Annotated in this window: 14 protein-coding genes; all 14 read left to right on the top strand. The window is 47.2% G+C overall.

The genetic code is table 11. From position 1 onward, the window contains the following. Positions 1-120: 120 nt before the first annotated feature. The 14 genes from bshC (at position 121) to ftsZ (ending at position 17,780) form a co-directional block, all read left to right on the top strand. Complete coding sequence (bshC, locus tag NOM90_RS04505) at positions 121-1,749, top strand: bacillithiol biosynthesis cysteine-adding enzyme BshC (protein WP_255940275.1); 1,629 nt, start codon at positions 121-123, stop codon at positions 1,747-1,749. A 30-nt stretch (positions 1,750-1,779) separates the two neighbouring features. Further along, complete coding sequence (locus NOM90_RS04500; protein WP_255940274.1) at positions 1,780-3,045, top strand: adenosylhomocysteinase; 1,266 nt, start codon at positions 1,780-1,782, stop codon at positions 3,043-3,045. A gap of 212 nt (positions 3,046-3,257) precedes the next feature. Beyond that, a complete protein-coding gene (gene mraZ, locus NOM90_RS04495; protein WP_255940273.1) occupies positions 3,258-3,695 on the top strand; it encodes a division/cell wall cluster transcriptional repressor MraZ in 438 nt (145 codons plus the stop codon). 46 nt (positions 3,696-3,741) lie between these two features. Further along, positions 3,742-4,698, top strand: a complete 957-nt coding sequence (gene rsmH / locus NOM90_RS04490) for a 16S rRNA (cytosine(1402)-N(4))-methyltransferase RsmH (protein ID WP_255940272.1) — start codon at positions 3,742-3,744, stop codon at positions 4,696-4,698. Positions 4,699-4,729: 31 nt separating this feature from the next. Further along, a complete protein-coding gene (locus NOM90_RS04485) occupies positions 4,730-5,140 on the top strand; it encodes a hypothetical protein (protein WP_255940270.1) in 411 nt (136 codons plus the stop codon). 44 nt (positions 5,141-5,184) lie between these two features. Next, entirely contained in the window at positions 5,185-7,596 is a 2,412-nt protein-coding gene (locus NOM90_RS04480; RefSeq protein ID WP_255940268.1) for a penicillin-binding transpeptidase domain-containing protein, read from the top strand. A gap of 117 nt (positions 7,597-7,713) precedes the next feature. Beyond that, positions 7,714-9,201: a UDP-N-acetylmuramoyl-L-alanyl-D-glutamate--2,6-diaminopimelate ligase gene (locus NOM90_RS04475; RefSeq protein ID WP_255940267.1), complete on the top strand. Its 1,488-nt coding sequence runs from the start codon at positions 7,714-7,716 to the stop codon at positions 9,199-9,201. After that, positions 9,201-10,613: a UDP-N-acetylmuramoyl-tripeptide--D-alanyl-D-alanine ligase gene (locus tag NOM90_RS04470; RefSeq protein WP_255940562.1), complete on the top strand. Its 1,413-nt coding sequence runs from the start codon at positions 9,201-9,203 to the stop codon at positions 10,611-10,613. Before NOM90_RS04475 ends, NOM90_RS04470 begins: the two co-directional genes overlap by 1 nt. A 7-nt stretch (positions 10,614-10,620) precedes the next feature. Further along, entirely contained in the window at positions 10,621-11,586 is a 966-nt protein-coding gene (mraY, locus tag NOM90_RS04465) for a phospho-N-acetylmuramoyl-pentapeptide-transferase (protein WP_255940266.1), read from the top strand. A 2-nt stretch (positions 11,587-11,588) separates the two neighbouring features. Then, positions 11,589-13,019 carry a UDP-N-acetylmuramoyl-L-alanine--D-glutamate ligase gene (gene murD, locus NOM90_RS04460; RefSeq protein ID WP_255940265.1) on the top strand — a complete coding sequence of 477 codons (1,431 nt, stop codon included), beginning with the start codon at positions 11,589-11,591 and terminating at the stop codon, positions 13,017-13,019. A gap of 18 nt (positions 13,020-13,037) precedes the next feature. Continuing rightward, positions 13,038-14,171 carry an undecaprenyldiphospho-muramoylpentapeptide beta-N-acetylglucosaminyltransferase gene (gene murG, locus NOM90_RS04455; RefSeq protein ID WP_255940264.1) on the top strand — a complete coding sequence of 378 codons (1,134 nt, stop codon included), beginning with the start codon at positions 13,038-13,040 and terminating at the stop codon, positions 14,169-14,171. A gap of 205 nt (positions 14,172-14,376) precedes the next feature. Then, on the top strand, positions 14,377-15,144 hold the full coding sequence (locus NOM90_RS04450) for a cell division protein FtsQ/DivIB (protein WP_255940263.1): 768 nt from the start codon (positions 14,377-14,379) through the stop codon (positions 15,142-15,144). Between the two features lie 209 nt (positions 15,145-15,353). Next, positions 15,354-16,610 (top strand): cell division protein FtsA, encoded by a 1,257-nt coding sequence (gene ftsA / locus NOM90_RS04445; protein ID WP_255940262.1) that lies wholly within the window; start codon positions 15,354-15,356, stop codon positions 16,608-16,610. A gap of 51 nt (positions 16,611-16,661) precedes the next feature. Beyond that, the gene (ftsZ, locus tag NOM90_RS04440; RefSeq protein ID WP_255940261.1) at positions 16,662-17,780 is read left to right on the top strand and encodes a cell division protein FtsZ; all 1,119 of its coding nucleotides are present in this window, start codon (positions 16,662-16,664) and stop codon (positions 17,778-17,780) included. The last annotated feature ends 38 nt before the right edge of the window (positions 17,781-17,818 follow it).

Raw genomic sequence — 17,818 nt, 5'->3', positions numbered from 1 at the left:
TCTTTTTTTATTTCATCCTCTTTCTTTTGATAAGGAATGAAAGTTATTTTGACGACTTGAGAACGATTGGGTACAATCAAGAAGGGTTTAAGCAGATTTAGACAGGAGGCAAGGCCAGACATGAATGTCATTTTGCAGTCGCTTCGCAAGGGTTCGGTCTTGGGAGAAGATTACGTGCGTGGAGAACATGCACATGAATTATATGAATACGATCTAGGCGATCAGAAAAGTCTTGAGCGCCGTGCTTCATGGTTGGATACAGCCAACCGACCGAGTGCAGATCGACATGAGTTGGTTGAAGTTTTGCGATCCTACAATGAAAGCTATAATCATGATCCTGCTGTGCAGCAGTCTTTGGAGACGCTGAAAAAGGAATCATCGCTTGTCGTTGTAGGAGGGCAGCAGAGCGGATTGTTTACAGGTTCACTGCTTGTTGTCTATAAAGCAGCAACGATCATTCATGCAGCTCGTCTTTCTTCGCAAAAGCTAGGTCGTGAAGTGGTGCCGGTGTTCTGGATTGCTGGGGAAGACCATGACTGGGACGAAGCCGATCATACGTATGTATTGACTTCAGAACTCGAAGTACGTCGTGTACGCATGGAAGCTTGGCATGATGGCAAGTCTTCGGTGAGCCAAGTGAACGTACCTACGCAAAAATGGCAAGACGTAATTACGGAACTTGAAAAAGTCTTGGCGGATTCCGAATCCAAAACCGAAATTTTGAATATTCTTCGCAGCGAACTTTCGCAAGCTTTGAACTTGAGCGACGGATTTGCACGTCTGTTAGGACGTTTATTTGGTCGCTACGGCTTGATCTTGGTTGATTCCGCAGATCCGGCGCTGCGCCGGTTGGAACGTCCGATGTTCAAAGAACTCATTGAACGAAATGATGAGTTTGAGCAAGCGTATCTGAGCGCAGCGGCTCGAATCGAAGCGGCAGGCTATGATCAGCAAGCACAAGCGGTAGAAGGCGCTGCAAACTTATTTTATATTCACGAAGGTCAGCGATTGCTGCTTTATAAACAAGACGGCAAGTTTATGGATCGTCGCGGTACATTGATTTTGACCAAAGAAGAATTACTTGATCTAGTTGAACGATGTCCCGAGCGATTCAGCAACAATGTATTGACTCGTCCGCTGATGCAAGATTATTTATTCCCTGTGCTGCAAGCGGTACTCGGTCTAGGCGAGGTTGCTTACTGGGCAGGTACCAAAGACGGTTTTGATATCGCGGGTATGCAAATGCCGATTTTGCTACCGCGTATGTCCTTTACATTGCTTGATCCGGTCACCAAAAAACATATGCAGCAGTACGGACTAACTTTTGAAGATGTGATGGAACGTTTTGGACTTTGTAAAGAAGCTTGGCTTCGAGAACAAGATACGCTTGGAATGGATACGTTATTCGAACAATCCAAAGCCGATTTTGAAAAATTGTATGCGCCTCTTCTGGAACGCTTGGGACAGTTGCAACCGGGTCTTACTCAGCTCGGGGAAAAAAATCAAAGTAAAATTGTTGAGCAAATCACTTTTTTGCAAACGAAAACGAAGCAGACGATTGCACAGCAAAATGAAGCGGAACTTCGCAGATGGGATCGGATTTACAAAACGTTGTTCCCGCTCGATCGGCCGCAAGAACGTGTATACAATGTCTTTTATATGTTGAATCGTTTCGGGTTGGATTGGATCGATACGTTGATGAGTGTAGAACCAGATCTGACAGGAGCGCATCGCATTATCGAAGTTTAAATGTGATTATTATCTACGGGGGGCGTTATCTTGAGTACTTTAGCCAAACAAAACAGCATCATTGCCGACATTAACTTGGCACCGGAAGGTCGTTTGAAGATTGAATGGGCAGCGGCACATATGCCGGTCTTGAATCGGATTCGCGAACAGTTCGAGCAAGATCAACCTTTTAAAGGGCTGAAAGTCTCGGTATGTCTGCATCTTGAAGCAAAAACAGCTTATCTGGCGCAAGTCATCAAAGCCGGCGGTGCAGAAGTAACGATTACGGGCAGTAACCCACTTTCTACGCAAGACGATGTATGTGCGGCACTGGTTGAAGACGGGATTACGGTCTACGCCAAATACCAACCTGCTCCAGGTGAGCTGAAAGCTCTCAATATTAAAGCGTTGGAAGCGAAGCCCGATCTGATTATCGACGATGGTGGAGATTTGGCAACGATTTTGCATGGCGAACGTCCGGAACTGTTGGAAACGATTCGCGGCGGCGCGGAAGAAACGACAACAGGTATCATTAAGCTGCGCTCGCTCGAAAATGAAGGAACGCTTAAACTTCCGATGATCGGGGTCAATGACGCTTTTTGCAAATCGTTATTCGATAATCGTTACGGAACAGGTCAATCCGCATGGGACGGCATTATGCGTACGACTAACCTGATCGTAGCCGGCAAAACAGTTGTCGTTGTTGGATATGGCTGGTGTGGCAAAGGGATGGCGATGCGTGCTCGCGGCTTAGGCGCCAACGTTATCGTAACCGAAATCGATCCGATCAAAGCGGTTGAAGCACATATGGAAGGCTTCCGCGTCATGACGATGAAAGAAGCAGCGCCACTCGGCGACTTCTTTATTACGGTGACAGGCAATAAAGCGGTAATCGCAGGCGAACATTTCGATGTGATGAAAGACGGAGCGATTTTATCCAATGCGGGTCATTTCGATGTCGAAGTGAATAAACCGGATCTGGAAGAACGTTCAAGTTCGATTCGCACGGTGCGTAAAAATATCGAAGAGTATCAATTCAAAGACGGACGTAAAATGTATCTCCTTGCCGAAGGACGACTGGTGAACCTCGGTGCAGCTGATGGTCATCCGGCAGAAATCATGGATATGACTTTTGCGCTTCAAGCGTTGTCGCTTCGTTACGTGAACGAGCATTACGAAGAAATCGGCAACCATATGATCAAAGTTCCGTTCGAATTGGATGAGCAAGTCGCTCGGTATAAGCTCGAAAGCATGGGGATTCAGATCGATGAATTAAGTGATATGCAAAAGCAATATCTGCAAAGCTGGAACGTTTAATTGTTCTCTACACATGCCGTTACTTCCGTTTTATTCGGAAGTAGCGGTCTTTTTTTGAAAAAACCACCAAAAAATTCGAAAAAAACGTCAAATCCGCTGAAAAAACGTGAAATTTGCGGAAGGACTTTGATTTTGCTTGTCGAATCTATTATGCTGTAGGTGGTGGAAAGTGGTATGAAGTGGAGGACAAAAGGCGAGGAGTGGGTCAGAAGATGTTTATGGGGGAGTACAAGCATAACATCGATGACAAAGGTCGGATCATCATGCCGGCTAAATTCCGCGACCAGCTAGGGACATCCTGCATCATTACGCGGGGACTGGACCAGTGCCTTTTTGTTTACTCTCAGCAGGAATGGAATCTTCTCGAAAGCAAGCTAAACAACCTGCCTTTGATGAAATCAGATGTAAGAGCGTTCACCCGGTTTTTCTTTTCAGGTGCAGCGGAATGCGAATGGGACAAGCAGGGACGAGCAAATCTACCTTCCAACTTGCGCGAATACGCGCATTTGGACAAAGAATGCGTGGTAATCGGCGCAGGCAGCCGGGTAGAAATTTGGAGCCGAGAACGTTGGGATCGCTATTATGCACAATCCGAAGCGTCTTTCGGTGAAATTGCCGAGAAGTTATCCGATTTTGACATCGACTTTTAAACAGAATTTTAATTAATTTGACAGTGTACGTCTGGGGGATACGAAATTGTTTCATCACATCACGGTGCTCAAAGAAGAAGCAGTCGCAGGGCTGAATATGAAGCCTGACGGAATTTATGTCGATTGTACATTAGGCGGAGCAGGGCATAGCGCATTGATTGCTTCGAAACTCGAAGCAGGCGGACGATTAATTGCGTTGGATCAAGACGATTGGGCACTCGATAATGCTCGCGAGAAATTGGCAGCTTATAGCGACAACGTCACACTCGTCAAAACCAATTTCCGAGAACTTGAGCAAGCGCTCAAACAAGCAGGCGTTCCGTTGAATGAAGACGACGTTCCGCAAGTAGACGGTTTTTTGTTTGATCTCGGCGTCTCTTCACCACAGTTCGACGAAGCGTCTCGCGGCTTTAGCTACAATCTTGAAGCACCGCTCGATATGCGTATGGATCAATCTTCCGAACTTACGGCGAAAATCATCGTGAATGAATGGTCGGAAGAAGATATTGCCCGAATTTTATACCGGTATGGAGAAGAAAAATTTTCTCGACGTATCGCAGGGAAAATCGGACAATATCGCGCCAAACAGCAGATCGAGACGACAACAGAGCTTGCAGAAATTATCAAAGACGGGATTCCGGCAGCGGCAAGACGAACAGGCGGCCACCCGGCTAAACGTAGTTTCCAAGCACTCCGCATAGCCGTCAACGACGAGCTTTCTGCTTTTGAAGATGCGTTACATTCATCTGTAAAGTGTCTGGCAAAAGACGGACGGATCAGCGTGATCACGTTCCACTCGCTCGAAGACAGAATCTGTAAACAGATTTTGTTAGGCTACACAGGGAAAAACGTAGCGCCTCCCGGCTTTCCGGTCGAAGTGTACGAGGGACCTAACAGTATCAAGTTAGTCAATCGCAAGCCGATTTTGCCTACCGATGAAGAAATCGAGCAAAACAAGCGTGCGCGTTCAGCGAAACTAAGAATCGCAGAAAAAATCAAATAAGAATTTTATTTTAAGATGAGGAGACTGGTCAATGGCACAGACACGCGGCAATCTGGCGATCCGGGAACGGGAGAAGCAACAAACTTCACAGCAGTACCGGCAAAAAACGACAGTCGTAACTCGGCGCGCCGAGCTTCCGATGCGCGAAAAAATGCTATATCTCACCAGCGTAATGATTGCAGTCGTATTATGTAGTATCGTAGCTTGGCGCTATGTACATATCTATGATTTGAATCATCAGATCGCATCGGTTCAGACTCAAACCAACCAAATCAATAAAAATATTGCTCAATCCGAGCGCGAAAAACAAGAACTGCGTGAAACCATCGTACCGCAAGCGCTGGCTATGGGACTTGTGCAGGCTACCGATCATGAGCCTATTTTCGTAAAACGCCAAAGCGGCGAATCATCTACAGCACCGACAACAGATACGAATAATTAGCGTTTTGAACAGAAGGTTCGAAATAAGCAGGAGGTTCTATCGCCATGCTGACAAAAAGAGTACGAATGCGCACATTGTTAATTGGAGGGGGGATCACCCTCTTTTTTCTCGTTCTGGTCGGACGAATTTTTTTCCTGCAAGTCGTGCAAAATGGTTACTGGCATGATATGGCAGTCGATCAATGGGCAGCTTCCAAAGTATTGCGCGCAGAGCGCGGGGCTATAACGGATCGCAACGGTAAAGAACTTGCGGTCGATTCGCCTGCTTATTCAGTAGTCGTTGAACCCAATATCATTAATCAGCGCGGAACCGCAGACGATGTTGTGAAAATTTTGCATGAAAAATTAGGCGTATCGGAAGAAAAGTTACGTGAACTGGTTGTCCGTAAGTATGAAAAAGATACGGAAAAAGGCGGACACAAAAAAGGCGATTATTCGGTATGGGTCGAAGTTCGTCCGCAAGGATGGAAAATCGACGGTGATCTCAAAGCCGAGATCGAAACGTCGATCGCCGCAGTACGCGAAGAAAAAGGCTTAAGTTCAAATGTAGATATAGGCATTGTATTTGATGATCAAATCAAGCGCTTCTATCCGCAGCATACGCTTGCAGCCAATATTCTGGGGTTTGTGGATAATGACGGTGTGCCGAAGTATGGAATGGAACTGTCTTATGAAGATAAACTTAAAGGCGTAGACGGAAAAATCGCGTATCAACGCGATGCCAAAGGTGTAGAACTTCCGGAAGGCAAAAGCGAAGTCGTAGCTCCAAAAGACGGAACTTCGATTGAGTTGACCATCGATAGCACGATCCAGTTTTATGCCGAGCAAGCAGCAAAAAAAGCTTTTGAAGAATATAAGCCAAAAAGCGTTTCGGTTGTCGTTGCTGATCCTAACACCATGGATATTTTAGCGATGGTAAATATGCCGACTTTTGATCCGAATAGCTATTCGCAATATGCGGACCCGGAGAACGATCCGTACCGCGCTTTGGCGGTATCGGGTATGTATGAGCCGGGTTCTACGTTCAAAATCGTGACTTTGTCTGCGGCAGTTCAAGAAGGCAAGTTCAATCCAAATGAGCAATATCAATCCGGAGCGATCAAGGTTGGCAGAAGCACGGTTCATGACGTTAGTCGTAACTGGGGAACTATTTCGTATCTGGATGGCGTAAAACATTCCAGTAACGTTGCTTTTGTTAAGCTCGGGCTAGAAAAAGTCGGTACGAAAAAACTAACCGAATATATTAAAAACTTCGGTTTTGGCGAAAAAACGGGCATTGAGCTTCCTAGTGAATTGAAAGGTACGATGAACGTAACGGAGAATAGCCCACTGATTGATCAAGCCGCAATCACGTTTGGGCACAATGTCGACGTTACACCGATTCAACAAATCGTAGCGATTTCGGCTGTAGCAAACGGAGGGCATCTACTAACCCCTCATATTGTAAAATCCGAAAGCAATCCGCAAACCGGAGAAGTAATCAAAAAGAATGAAGTGAAAAAAATTCGAGATGTGATTTCGCCGGAAACAGCAAAAATCGTAAGTGGTTATCTGGAGCAAGTCGTGTCTGACCAAGTGATTGGTACAGGACGTAATGCTTATATTCCAGGATACCGCGTAGCGGGCAAAACAGGTACGGCTGAAAAAGCAGGTACGGTGAATGCTGATGGCAACGCGTATGATAAAACGCGTTCCGCGGTTTCTTTTATCGGTTATGCGCCTGCCGACAATCCTAAAGTCGCGATCTTCGTGATGCTTGACGAACCGAATGTACCTGAGGGAAATGCTAGCGGCGGCAGACATGCAGCGCCAATCGCGAAAGAAATTTTGTCGCAAACACTGGAGTATATGGGCATTCCGAAGCAATTCTCGGATACCGATATTCAAAGTGAAAGCAAAGATGCCGAAACGGGCGATGTCTTGCTTAAAGTCACGGCTCCTAACCTGGTCAAAATGAATCTGGAAGACGCCAAATCCAAATTGTTGGATGAAGGCGTCGCTTACGAGCAGATCGGTTCAGGGACAACCGTGTTAGAACAGTATCCGTCTGCCGGTAGTGCGATGTATGCCGGGCAGAAGATTTATCTGCTCACGGAAAAGAAAGACACGATGAATATTCCGGATCTGACTGGATTATCGCTAAGGGATGCGGTCGATATTTTGTCACTGCTCGACGTATCGATTAGTACCAAAGGTTCGGGATTTGTTACAGCGCAGAAGTTGACGAAAGATGCAGAAGGCAATCGCATTGTCGTCTTAACGCTTAAATCTGCAAAAGTGATGGCAACCGGGATCGAAGATCCAGAAAACGAAGATGTCTCAACCGGCGGCGAAGCCGTCGCAGATGATTCAGAAACCGACGATACGCAGTCAAAAAGTAGCGATCCGTTAATCAATGGTGGGACCGTAGCACCGGCAGATCCTGCTCCGGAAAGCGACGCGGCTCCGCTCAATTAGCGGAAGTAATGCCCGGGCTTGCCATTGGCGGGCTCGGGCATTTTGCAGCTCGGGCAGATCAGGAAGACGAACTCTATAAATTCAACAAGTAAATTCAATAGAAGGAGCGAATATACGATGCAATTAAACCAACTTGCACAGCAATTGATTACGTCACGCTTGATCGGAAATGGAGAAACAGAAGTTACCGGGATAGAGATTGATTCTCGCCAAGTGAAAGCCGGCGATTTGTTTATCTGTCTGCCTGGCTTTACTGTAGATGGTCACGATTATGCGCAGCAAGCTGAAAAGCAAGGTGCCGTCGCGTTGGTCGTTGAACGTGAATTGGATACGACGCTTCCACAACTTGTTGTACGCGACAGCCGCGTTGCGATGGCAGTACTCGCGAATACCTTTTTCGATGAGCCTAGCCGCAAGATGCGTATGATCGGCGTTACTGGGACGAACGGCAAAACGACAACAACCTATTTAATCGAAAAAGTGATGTTGGATCATGGTGTGAAAACCGGTCTGATCGGAACGATTCAAATGCGATATGACGGCGAGACCTTCCCAATGTCCGGTACGACACCGGAATCGTTGGGCTTGCAACGTTCGCTTGCCGATATGGTTAACCGAGGTGTTAAATCTTGCGTGATGGAAGTCTCTTCGCACGCATTGGAACAAGGTCGCGTCAAAGGAACCGATTATCGGACAGCGGTCTTTACAAACTTGTCGCAAGATCATTTGGATTATCACCACTCCATGGAGGAATATAGAGCGGCAAAAGGATTGTTTTTCTCGCGTCTAGGTAACAACTTGCCAGCAGATTTGTCTGAGCGTAAGTATGCGGTATTGAATATCGACGATGAAGCCTCGGCTGAATATATCAAAGTGACATCGGCGGAAGTGATTACATACGGCGTTGATCAAGACTGTGATGTACGGGCTTCAAATATTCGGATTACATCCAAAGGAACGTCGTTCCATGTGGAGACTTTCAAAGGTTCTACAGATATTCAATTGCGTATGGTTGGTAAGTTCAATGTGTATAATGCTCTTGCAGCGATTGCCGCTACATTGATCGAAGGGATTCCATTGGAAGCTATCAAAACTAGCCTGGAGTCTGTTCCTGGCGTAGATGGACGTGTAGAAGCTGTAGAAGCGGGTCAATCGTTTGCGATTATTGTCGATTACGCGCATACCCCGGACGGTTTGGAAAATGTGTTAAAAACAGTCGTCGAATTTGCCGAGAAACGTGTGATTTGCGTATTTGGTTGCGGCGGTGACCGCGATCGTACCAAACGTCCGATTATGGGCAAAATTGCGGTGAAATATAGCGACTTAACCTATGTGACTTCGGATAATCCGCGTACCGAAGATCCAGATGCGATTTTGAAAGATATCGAAGCCGGCTTGATTGAAGAAGGAGTCGAAGCTTCTCGGTATACATTAGTTGTAGACCGCGCAGAAGCGATTAAGCGTGCTGTTGCTGAAGCGCAAACCGGCGACGTCGTATTGATTGCGGGTAAAGGGCATGAAACGTATCAACTGGTAGGTAAACAAGTGCTGGACTTCGACGATCGACTTGTCGCGGCAGAAGCGGTAAGGGGAGTTCTCAAGTGATTCAACGGACATTAAGCCAAATTGCTGCGATGTGCGGCGGAACGTTAAGGGATGCCACGTTTTCGGATCAGAAAATTTCCGGAGTTCAGATCGATTCCCGAAAAATCGCACCGGATGTTTTGTTCGTTCCGTTGGGCGGCGCAAATGTAGACGGTCATACTTTTGTAGAAGGATCTTTGGCAGCTGGAGCGGCAGGTTCGTTTTGGCAACGCGGCAAAGAAGGAGCGCCTACTGGAGCTTTGATCGAAGTGGATGATGTGCTTGAAGCGCTGCAAAAATTATCTTCGGCATATTTAATCGAAAGTGGCGCCAAAGTGATCGGGATTACCGGAAGCAACGGAAAAACAACAACGAAAGATATGGTTTTTGCGCTACTTCACGAGACTTTTCGCGTACACAAAACGCAAGGTAATTTTAACAACCATCTAGGGCTTCCGCTGACATTGCTATCGATGGCGGAAGATACCGAGATCGTTGTGCTTGAAATGGGCATGAGCGATTTGGGCGAGATTGCTTTATTGGCTCAAATTGCACCGCCCGATATTTCGATTATCACGAATATTGGTGAATCCCATTTGCTTAATTTAGGGACGCGCGAAAACATTGCACGTGCCAAACTTGAGATTGCTTCGGGAACGAAGCCAGGCGGGCTGCTGATCTATAACGGAGATGAACCTCTGCTGCCTTTGGTTTTGCAAGAAATTGATTCGTCGCTGCCCGAAGGGCTGCGTAAGTTTACATTCGGACTCGAAAATACGAACGACGATTATCCGATCGCGATGATGCGCCGAGGTAGTGACATGATGTTTTCTTCACAACTCGAAGACGAGACATTATTTTCGCTTCCGGTGCTGGGTAGTCATAACGTGACGAATGCACTTGCCGCAATCGCTGCGGCTCGAACGCTTGGCGTTGATCCGGAAGTAATGAAAAAAGGTCTGGCACATATGCAATTAACCGGAATGCGTATAGAGCGTGTGGTTGGCGTATCGGGAATTACTATTTTAAATGATGCTTATAATTCAAGCCCGACATCGGCACGTGCGGCTATCGACGTATTGGCTGGATTAGACGGTTATTCATCGAGAGTGCTCGTATTAGGCGATATGCTTGAGCTGGGCGAACAAGAACTGCAATATCATTTTGAAGTTGGACAATACGCTGCTGAAGCAGGAATCACTACAGTCTACGCGTACGGAACATTGTCGGCGCAGTCAGCAAAAGGTGCGCGCGAAAAAATGAGTAACGGACACGTTCATGCTTTTGTGGATAAATCGGAAATGATTGACCATCTACGTCGTAACTTAAAACCGGACGATGCTGTACTGGTTAAAGCTTCGCGGGGGATGAAACTGGAAGAAGTCGTCTATGCACTACGAGACGAACCGTTGGTTTTGGAAAAAGGGGTTTAACAGACTTATGGATTTACAGCTTTTATTTGTGACCGCTGCGGTGTCGTTTGTTCTTGCGCTGTTAGCAGGGCCTTTATGTATTCCGCTTTTGCAAAAGCTCAAGCTCGGACAGCAGGTGCGCGGCGAAGGGCCGCAAGAACATTTGAAAAAAGCAGGAACGCCAACAATGGGCGGCATCATTATTTTGTTGGCTTTTACGCTGGCTTTCGTTAAGTTTTCGGTTATTAATACTGAATTTTATGTTCTGCTTATTGTTACGCTTGGGTTTGGGTTCGTCGGTTTTTTGGATGATCTGATCAAAGTGGTCAAAAAAAGATCGCTGGGATTAACTTCATTGCAAAAACTGATCGGGCAAATCTTTTTCTCTGCAATCGCTTGTTGGTTCCTTATTGATGCCGAACATAGTACCGCTTTATCGATTCCGGGAACTTCGATTTCTTTTGACGGAGGAGCATGGGTCTACTATCCGTTCATCGTCTTGATGTTGCTTGCGATCTCGAACGCTGTGAATTTTACAGACGGCGTAGATGGATTGCTTTCGACAGTGAGTATTCCGGCATTCGGTGCGTATGCGCTGATTGCGATGCAGGCGACTCAGTTTCCTTCGGCGATTGCTTCATCAGCGATGGCGGGAGCTGCGCTTGGATTTCTCGTATACAACGCACACCCGGCAAAAGTGTTTATGGGAGATACCGGTTCGCTTGGAATCGGCGGCGCGATCGGCACGGTTGCGATTTTAACCAAACAAGAATTTTTATTTGTGATTATCGGCGGTGTTTTTGTAATCGAGATGCTGTCGGTCGTGATCCAAGTGCTTTCTTTTAAAACACGCGGTAAACGCATTTTCAAAATGAGCCCGATCCATCACCATTATGAGTTATCCGGTTGGTCGGAATGGCGAATTGTTTTTGTTTTCTTCACGGTATCGCTTGTATTGGCGGCACTCGGACTGTATCTGAATAAGGGGTTGTAGACATGGAACATCCAAAACATTACGCAAATCGAGAAGTTGTCGTATTGGGGCTTGCTAGAAGCGGCGTGTCCGCAGCAAAAACGATGTACGAGTTCGGAGCCAAAGTTACGGTCAACGATCGCAAGCCGCGCGAAGAAAGCCCGGAAGCGAGTATCCTCGAAGATTTAGGGATTTCCGTCATATGCGGAGAACATCCCGATGATCTGATTCGACCGGACGTTGCTTTGGTTATAAAAAACCCGGGTATCCCGTACACCGCTCCTCCGATTGCCAAAGCTTTAGAGCTAGGGATCGAAGTCGTTACGGAAGTCGAAGTCGCGTACCATTTGTCTTCAGCTCCAATGATCGGAATTACCGGTTCTAATGGCAAAACGACGACGACGACATGGATCGGCAAAATGTTGGAACATGCCGGATTGAAGCCAATCGTTGCCGGAAATATCGGTACGCCGTTATGTGAAGCGGCGCGTGAAGCCGAAGCCGATAACTGGTTAGTCGTTGAACTTAGCAGTTTTCAATTAAAAGGCACGCAAGATTTTGCGCCACGTATCGCATGTTTGCTGAATATTGCGGAAACGCATTTGGATTATCACGGTTCGATGGAGGATTATACGTCTTCAAAAGCGAAAATTTTTGCGAATCAGACTCCGGAAGACATCAGTATCGTCAACTGGGATGATACGTACTGCCGAGATTTGATTCCGTATCTAAAAGGTCGCGTCGTACCCTTCTCGATGACCGAAGAATTAACGTTGGAGAGTGTCTACGCATCTCCGGCTTATCCAGTCGAGGGTGAAGCCGATAAGGTGGAGCGTTATATCGTATATCGCGATGCTGCCGGAGACGTGCATCGTATTATCGACACAGCGGATATTGGCATTCCCGGGGCGTATAATGCGGCTAACGCGATGGCAGCTTGTGCGGCGGCGATTGCAGCAGGCGTACGTCCTGACGATCTGCAAAACGTATTGCGCGACTTTGGCGGCGTCGAGCATCGTTTGGAAGCTTTGGGAGAACATGGCGGCATGTTGTTCTACAACAACTCCAAAGCTACCAATTCCAAAGCAACGCTGACTGCATTGTCTGCTTTCGATCATCCGGTCATATTGATTGCAGGAGGATTGGATCGCGGCTCGGATTACGCCGAACTGATTCCTGCGCTGCAAACCAAAGTGAAATCGATTGTGACATTGGGCGAAACGCGCCATAAAATTGCAGAAGTCGCAAAACAGGCGGGCGTTTCGCAGATCGCAGTAGTCGAATCTTTGGAAGACCCTTCCGAAACGCTGCGTAAAGCGGTGCGTGAAGCGCAAAGACTCGCTGACCAAGGCGATACCGTGTTGCTTTCTCCGGCATGTGCAAGCTGGGATATGTTTGCGTCGTTTGAAGAGCGAGGAAAAGTGTTCAAAGAAGCCGTTCATTCCATATCGTAAAAGACAGGAGGACGTCGTATGCGCGTCGTATTGACGGGAGGCGGAACCGGCGGACATATTTATCCCGCTCTGGCGATTGCCGAACAACTAAAAACAGATCGACCGGATACTGAGTTTTTATATATCGGCGGTCAGCGCGGTCTGGAAAATTCAATTGTGCCTCAAAGTGAAATTCCTTTTGAAACGTTGGATATTACCGGTTTTAAACGAAGTTTGTCTGCCGATAATATCAAAACGGTATTGCGTTTTATGAAAGGCGTACAAGTCGCTTCCGGTTTATTGGAGAAATTCAAACCCGATGTCGTGGTTGGGACAGGGGGTTATGTGTGTGGGCCTGTCGTGTATGCCGCTCATAAATTGCGTATTCCGACTTTGATTCATGAGCAAAATGCGATACCGGGATTGACGAACCGATTTTTGAGTCGGTATGTCAGTACCGTTGCTGTAAGCTTTGACGGAACGCAAGATCAGTTTCCAAAAGCGAGACGAGTCATGTACAGCGGTAATCCGAGAGCCACTACCGTTCACCGGGCAAAAGCAAGCGAAGGATTTCAATTGCTAGGTCTACCGGAAGGAACACCGATTGTCTTGATCGTGGGCGGAAGTATCGGCGCCAAAGCGATCAATGAAGCCGTTATGGATATGGTGACCGATCTTGTTCGGATGCCGAATGTTCATTTCGTATATGTGACAGGGAAACGGTATTACGAAGAAGCGAAGCGGGGGCTGGATGAAGCACCGTGGGTGACACCAGCCAATCTGCATGTGCTTCCGTATATTGAACGTATGCCAGAAGTATTGGCTGCTTCCATGCTTGTTATCAGCCGAGCTGGCGCTTCTTTTTTGGCAGAGGTCACATCGCTTGGTATTCCGGCTGTGTTGATTCCTTCGCCGAACGTTACGAATAATCACCAAGAAGTGAACGCCAGAGCGTTGGAAGACGACGGTGCGGCAATTGTAATCACGGAGTCGGAATTAGACGGTGACAAATTACTTGAAGCCGTAGAAGCCGTAATTGGAGACGAGTATTTAAGGCAAAGAATGGCGGAGTGCTCCTCTAAATTAGGCAAGCCTGATTCAGCTTCTGTGATCAGTGCAGAGCTTCGAAAATTGTCGGTACGTGCTCAAGCAATTAGGCGGGGCGCCTTGTGAATCAGCTCTGTCTTTGCCATCGAGCCTGCCACGTGTATAATGAACGTAATACAAAATTCCGTCGACTTACGTTGCGGAGGCAATCGGTTATCCGATCGGGCTTCGATGCAGCAGACGTGAATGCTAAGTACTGCGCAATTACACGCTTGGCTTCGTCCTTTTTTGGATTTCGGATGAATGCCTGGCGACCGGATGGAGAATCGTCATGCTAAAAGTTGTCAGACCGAACGAAAATCAAGAGCAAGATTCGCGCAAGCCTAAGCCTAGAGGACGCTGGAAACTTTGGACGATCCTGATCGTGCTTCTGGTCGCAACGTTGAGCATTGTATTTTTTCGCTCTACGCTGAGTCAGATTCAGCAGATCGAAGTTGAAGGCAATGTGTACGTTGATCGCTCTGCGGTTATCGAAGCGGCGGGGCTACGAATAGGCGGACAATTTTTCGCGTCGAGCGCAACCAGTGTGGAACAGCGAATCGTGTCTAATTTGAATGCGATCGAATCGGTCCAAGTGGAGAAGCGGTTTCCCGGGAAGATTCTGCTGCGCGTCGACGAGTACAGTCCGGTTGCCTACGAGCTACTTAAAGACGGTAGCATACAGGCATTATTGGGGAGCGGCGCCGAGATTTCGCTTCGGGATCAAGGGCTGTCTGCCGAAAAGCCGTTGTTGACTGAATGGGAGGGGAAAGAAGAAGAGAAGGCAAAGCTTTGTCGGATATTGGCTGGTGTACCGGATAGCTTGTTAGCAGATTTATCTGAGATCACGCCGTCACCAAGTGCTGCTTATCCAGATAAGATTCGGATCTATACAAGGTCTCGTTTCGAAGTACAAACCACAGTTTCCTTGCTGAAGGATCGTTTGGAAATTTTGGGCGGAATCACCGAAACGCAGACGCCAGGGTTCGTAAGTCTTTTGGACGGCAGTAATTTTGTTCCTTTTGTGGAAACAGAAACCGATACCGAAAAAAGCGAATAAAAGCTTTGAAGCCTGCTACTCCCAGATTATAAAAGGTGCTATACTATGTGCTGTATTCGGATAAAAAATATACATCATTCGCATAAAAAAATTCGAAATGAAAGAGGGATAGTTTAAGCCGTGTTGAATTATTCTATATAAGAGTAGAATAGTGCCCGGTTTTAAACGAACCAATTGATTAATTTTTGTACATGGGAGGTGCCAGGGGCTTGAGCAACAATGACATCATTGTTAGTTTGGACATCGGTACATCCAAAGTTCGTGCTATTATTGGGGAAGTCAATAACGGAACCTTTAATATTATTGGAGTTGGATCAGCCGATTCGGAAGGAATCCGAAAAGGCGCCATTGTTGACGTCGATCAAACCGTCCAATCGATTCGTAGTGCAGTTGAGCACGCCGAGCGTATGGTCGGCATTCAAATATCGGAAGTTTATGTCGGCATATCAGGTAGTCATATCGGGTTGCAGCCAAGTCGCGGCGTCGTAACGGTATCGAACGAAGATCGAGAGATCGGAGAAGACGATCTGGACCGCGTGACAAAAGCTGCTGAAGTGATTGCCCTTCCGCCGGAGCGTGAAATCATCGACGTCGTTGCCAAGCAATTTGTGGTTGACGGCTTGGAGGGAATTCAGGATCCGCGTGGTATGATCGGGTCTCGCCTAGAGGTAGAAGCAACGATCGTGACAGGCGCCAAGACGGCTATACATAACCTCTTGCGTTGCGTGGAGAAAGCCGATCTCAAGGCAAAAGAACTGGTGCTGATTTCCCTCGGGGCTGGCCAGCTGGCACTTACCAAAGATGAGAAAACGATGCGCACGGCTATGCTTGATATTGGAGCGGGACAAGCGACGATTTCGGTTTTTGAAAACGGCCATCTCGCTGCGGTATCTACGCTTCCTATAGGCGGAGAATATGTCACGAACGATATTGCTTACGGTTTGCGTACGGTAACGGATCAAGCGGAGAAAGTGAAGCTGAAATACGGTTGCGCAATGATGGCGGATGCTGCGGCAGACGTTGTATTCAAAGTCAACCGAATCGGCAGTTCCGTAGAGAAGGAATATACGCAAGAAGATTTAGCTGCAATCATTGAACCTCGTGTTCAAGAAATATTCCAACTGATTCATCAAGAAATTCATCGTATGGGTTACCGGGATATTTCCGGAGGTTATGTACTGAGCGGCGGAACTGTCGCAATGCCAGGTGTTTTACAAGTCGCGCAAAGTGAACTTGCAGCTTCGGTCAGACTTAGCGTTCCGGATTACATCGGTGTTCGTGATCCGGCTTTTGCGAGCGGCATTGGTATTTTACACAGTGTGATTCGTAAAAATCGCGGTCGGGGTGTCAACACAGTTCCAAGCAAAAAAGCTGTGAATCGCCCTCAGTCTAGCCCTAAACCGGAGACAGGCGAGAAAACCGGTTTCCTAGAAAAGCTCAAAAATATGTTTAGCGAATTTATATGATCTACACAAAAACGAGCCCATCCAAGGAAAACGAGGGGGAGATGGAGGAATATGTTGGAATTCGATTTCGAAATGGAGAGCCTAGCACGCATTAAAGTAATTGGTGTAGGTGGCGGCGGTAGTAATGCAGTCAACCGAATGATCGAGAACGGCGTGCAAGGTGTAGAGTTTATTACAGTTAACACGGACGCTCAGGCATTGCATTTGGCAAAGTCGGAGCATAAATTACAGATCGGCGATAAATTAACCCGAGGTCTTGGCGCAGGAGCTAATCCTGATGTCGGCAAAAAAGCGGCGGAAGAATCTCGCGAGTTAATCAGCAACACCCTAAAAGGCGCGGATATGGTATTCGTAACCGCAGGTATGGGAGGCGGCACAGGAACAGGTGCAGCTCCGGTGATTGCTGAAATTGCACGTGAATGCGGCGCGTTGACCGTTGGGGTCGTGACACGTCCATTTACGTTCGAAGGACGCAAACGTGCAGGTCAAGCGGTATTGGGTATCGAAGCTTTGAAAGAAAAAGTCGATACACTGATCGTGATTCCAAATGACCGATTGCTCGAAATCGTCGATAAAAAGACGCCGATGCTCGAAGCTTTCCGCGAAGCGGACAATGTACTTCGTCAAGCGGTACAAGGTATCTCTGACTTGATCAAAGTTCCAGGTCTAATCAACCTTGACTTTGCCGACGTTAAAACGATTATGACCGAGCGTGGTTCTGCTTTGATGGGGATCGGCGAAGCTTCGGGTGAAAATCGTGCAACCGAAGCAGCTCGCAAAGCGATCATGAGCCCACTGCTTGAGACTTCAATCGAAGGCGCAAGAGGCGTAATCATGAATATCACAGGCGGATCGAATCTGTCGCTGTATGAAGTGAACGAAGCCGCAGAGATCGTAATCGAAGCTTCTGATCCAGAAGTGAATATGATCTTCGGTGCAATCATCGACGAAAATATGAAAGAAGATATTAAAGTCACCGTGATTGCAACAGGATTCGAACACAAGCCTACACCACTAAAACCTTCGGTACGTCAGCCTTCGGCGCAACAGCCTGAAGCTCAAACGGATCGTTCACAACCACAACGTCCGGCTTTTGATCCACAACAAGGCGGCGACCAATTAGATATTCCAACGTTTTTACGTAATCGTTCACGTCAAAATAACGATTAGAATTACAGCAGATCCGCTTTCGTCATTCGGAAGCGGAT

Origin of the sequence: Saccharibacillus sp. JS10 (assembly GCF_024436065.1) — a bacterium.
In the GTDB taxonomy this organism is placed as follows: domain Bacteria; phylum Bacillota; class Bacilli; order Paenibacillales; family Paenibacillaceae; genus Saccharibacillus.
The sequence above is the reverse complement of the archived record's forward strand: the minus strand, read 5'-3'. Positions and strand labels throughout refer to the sequence as shown.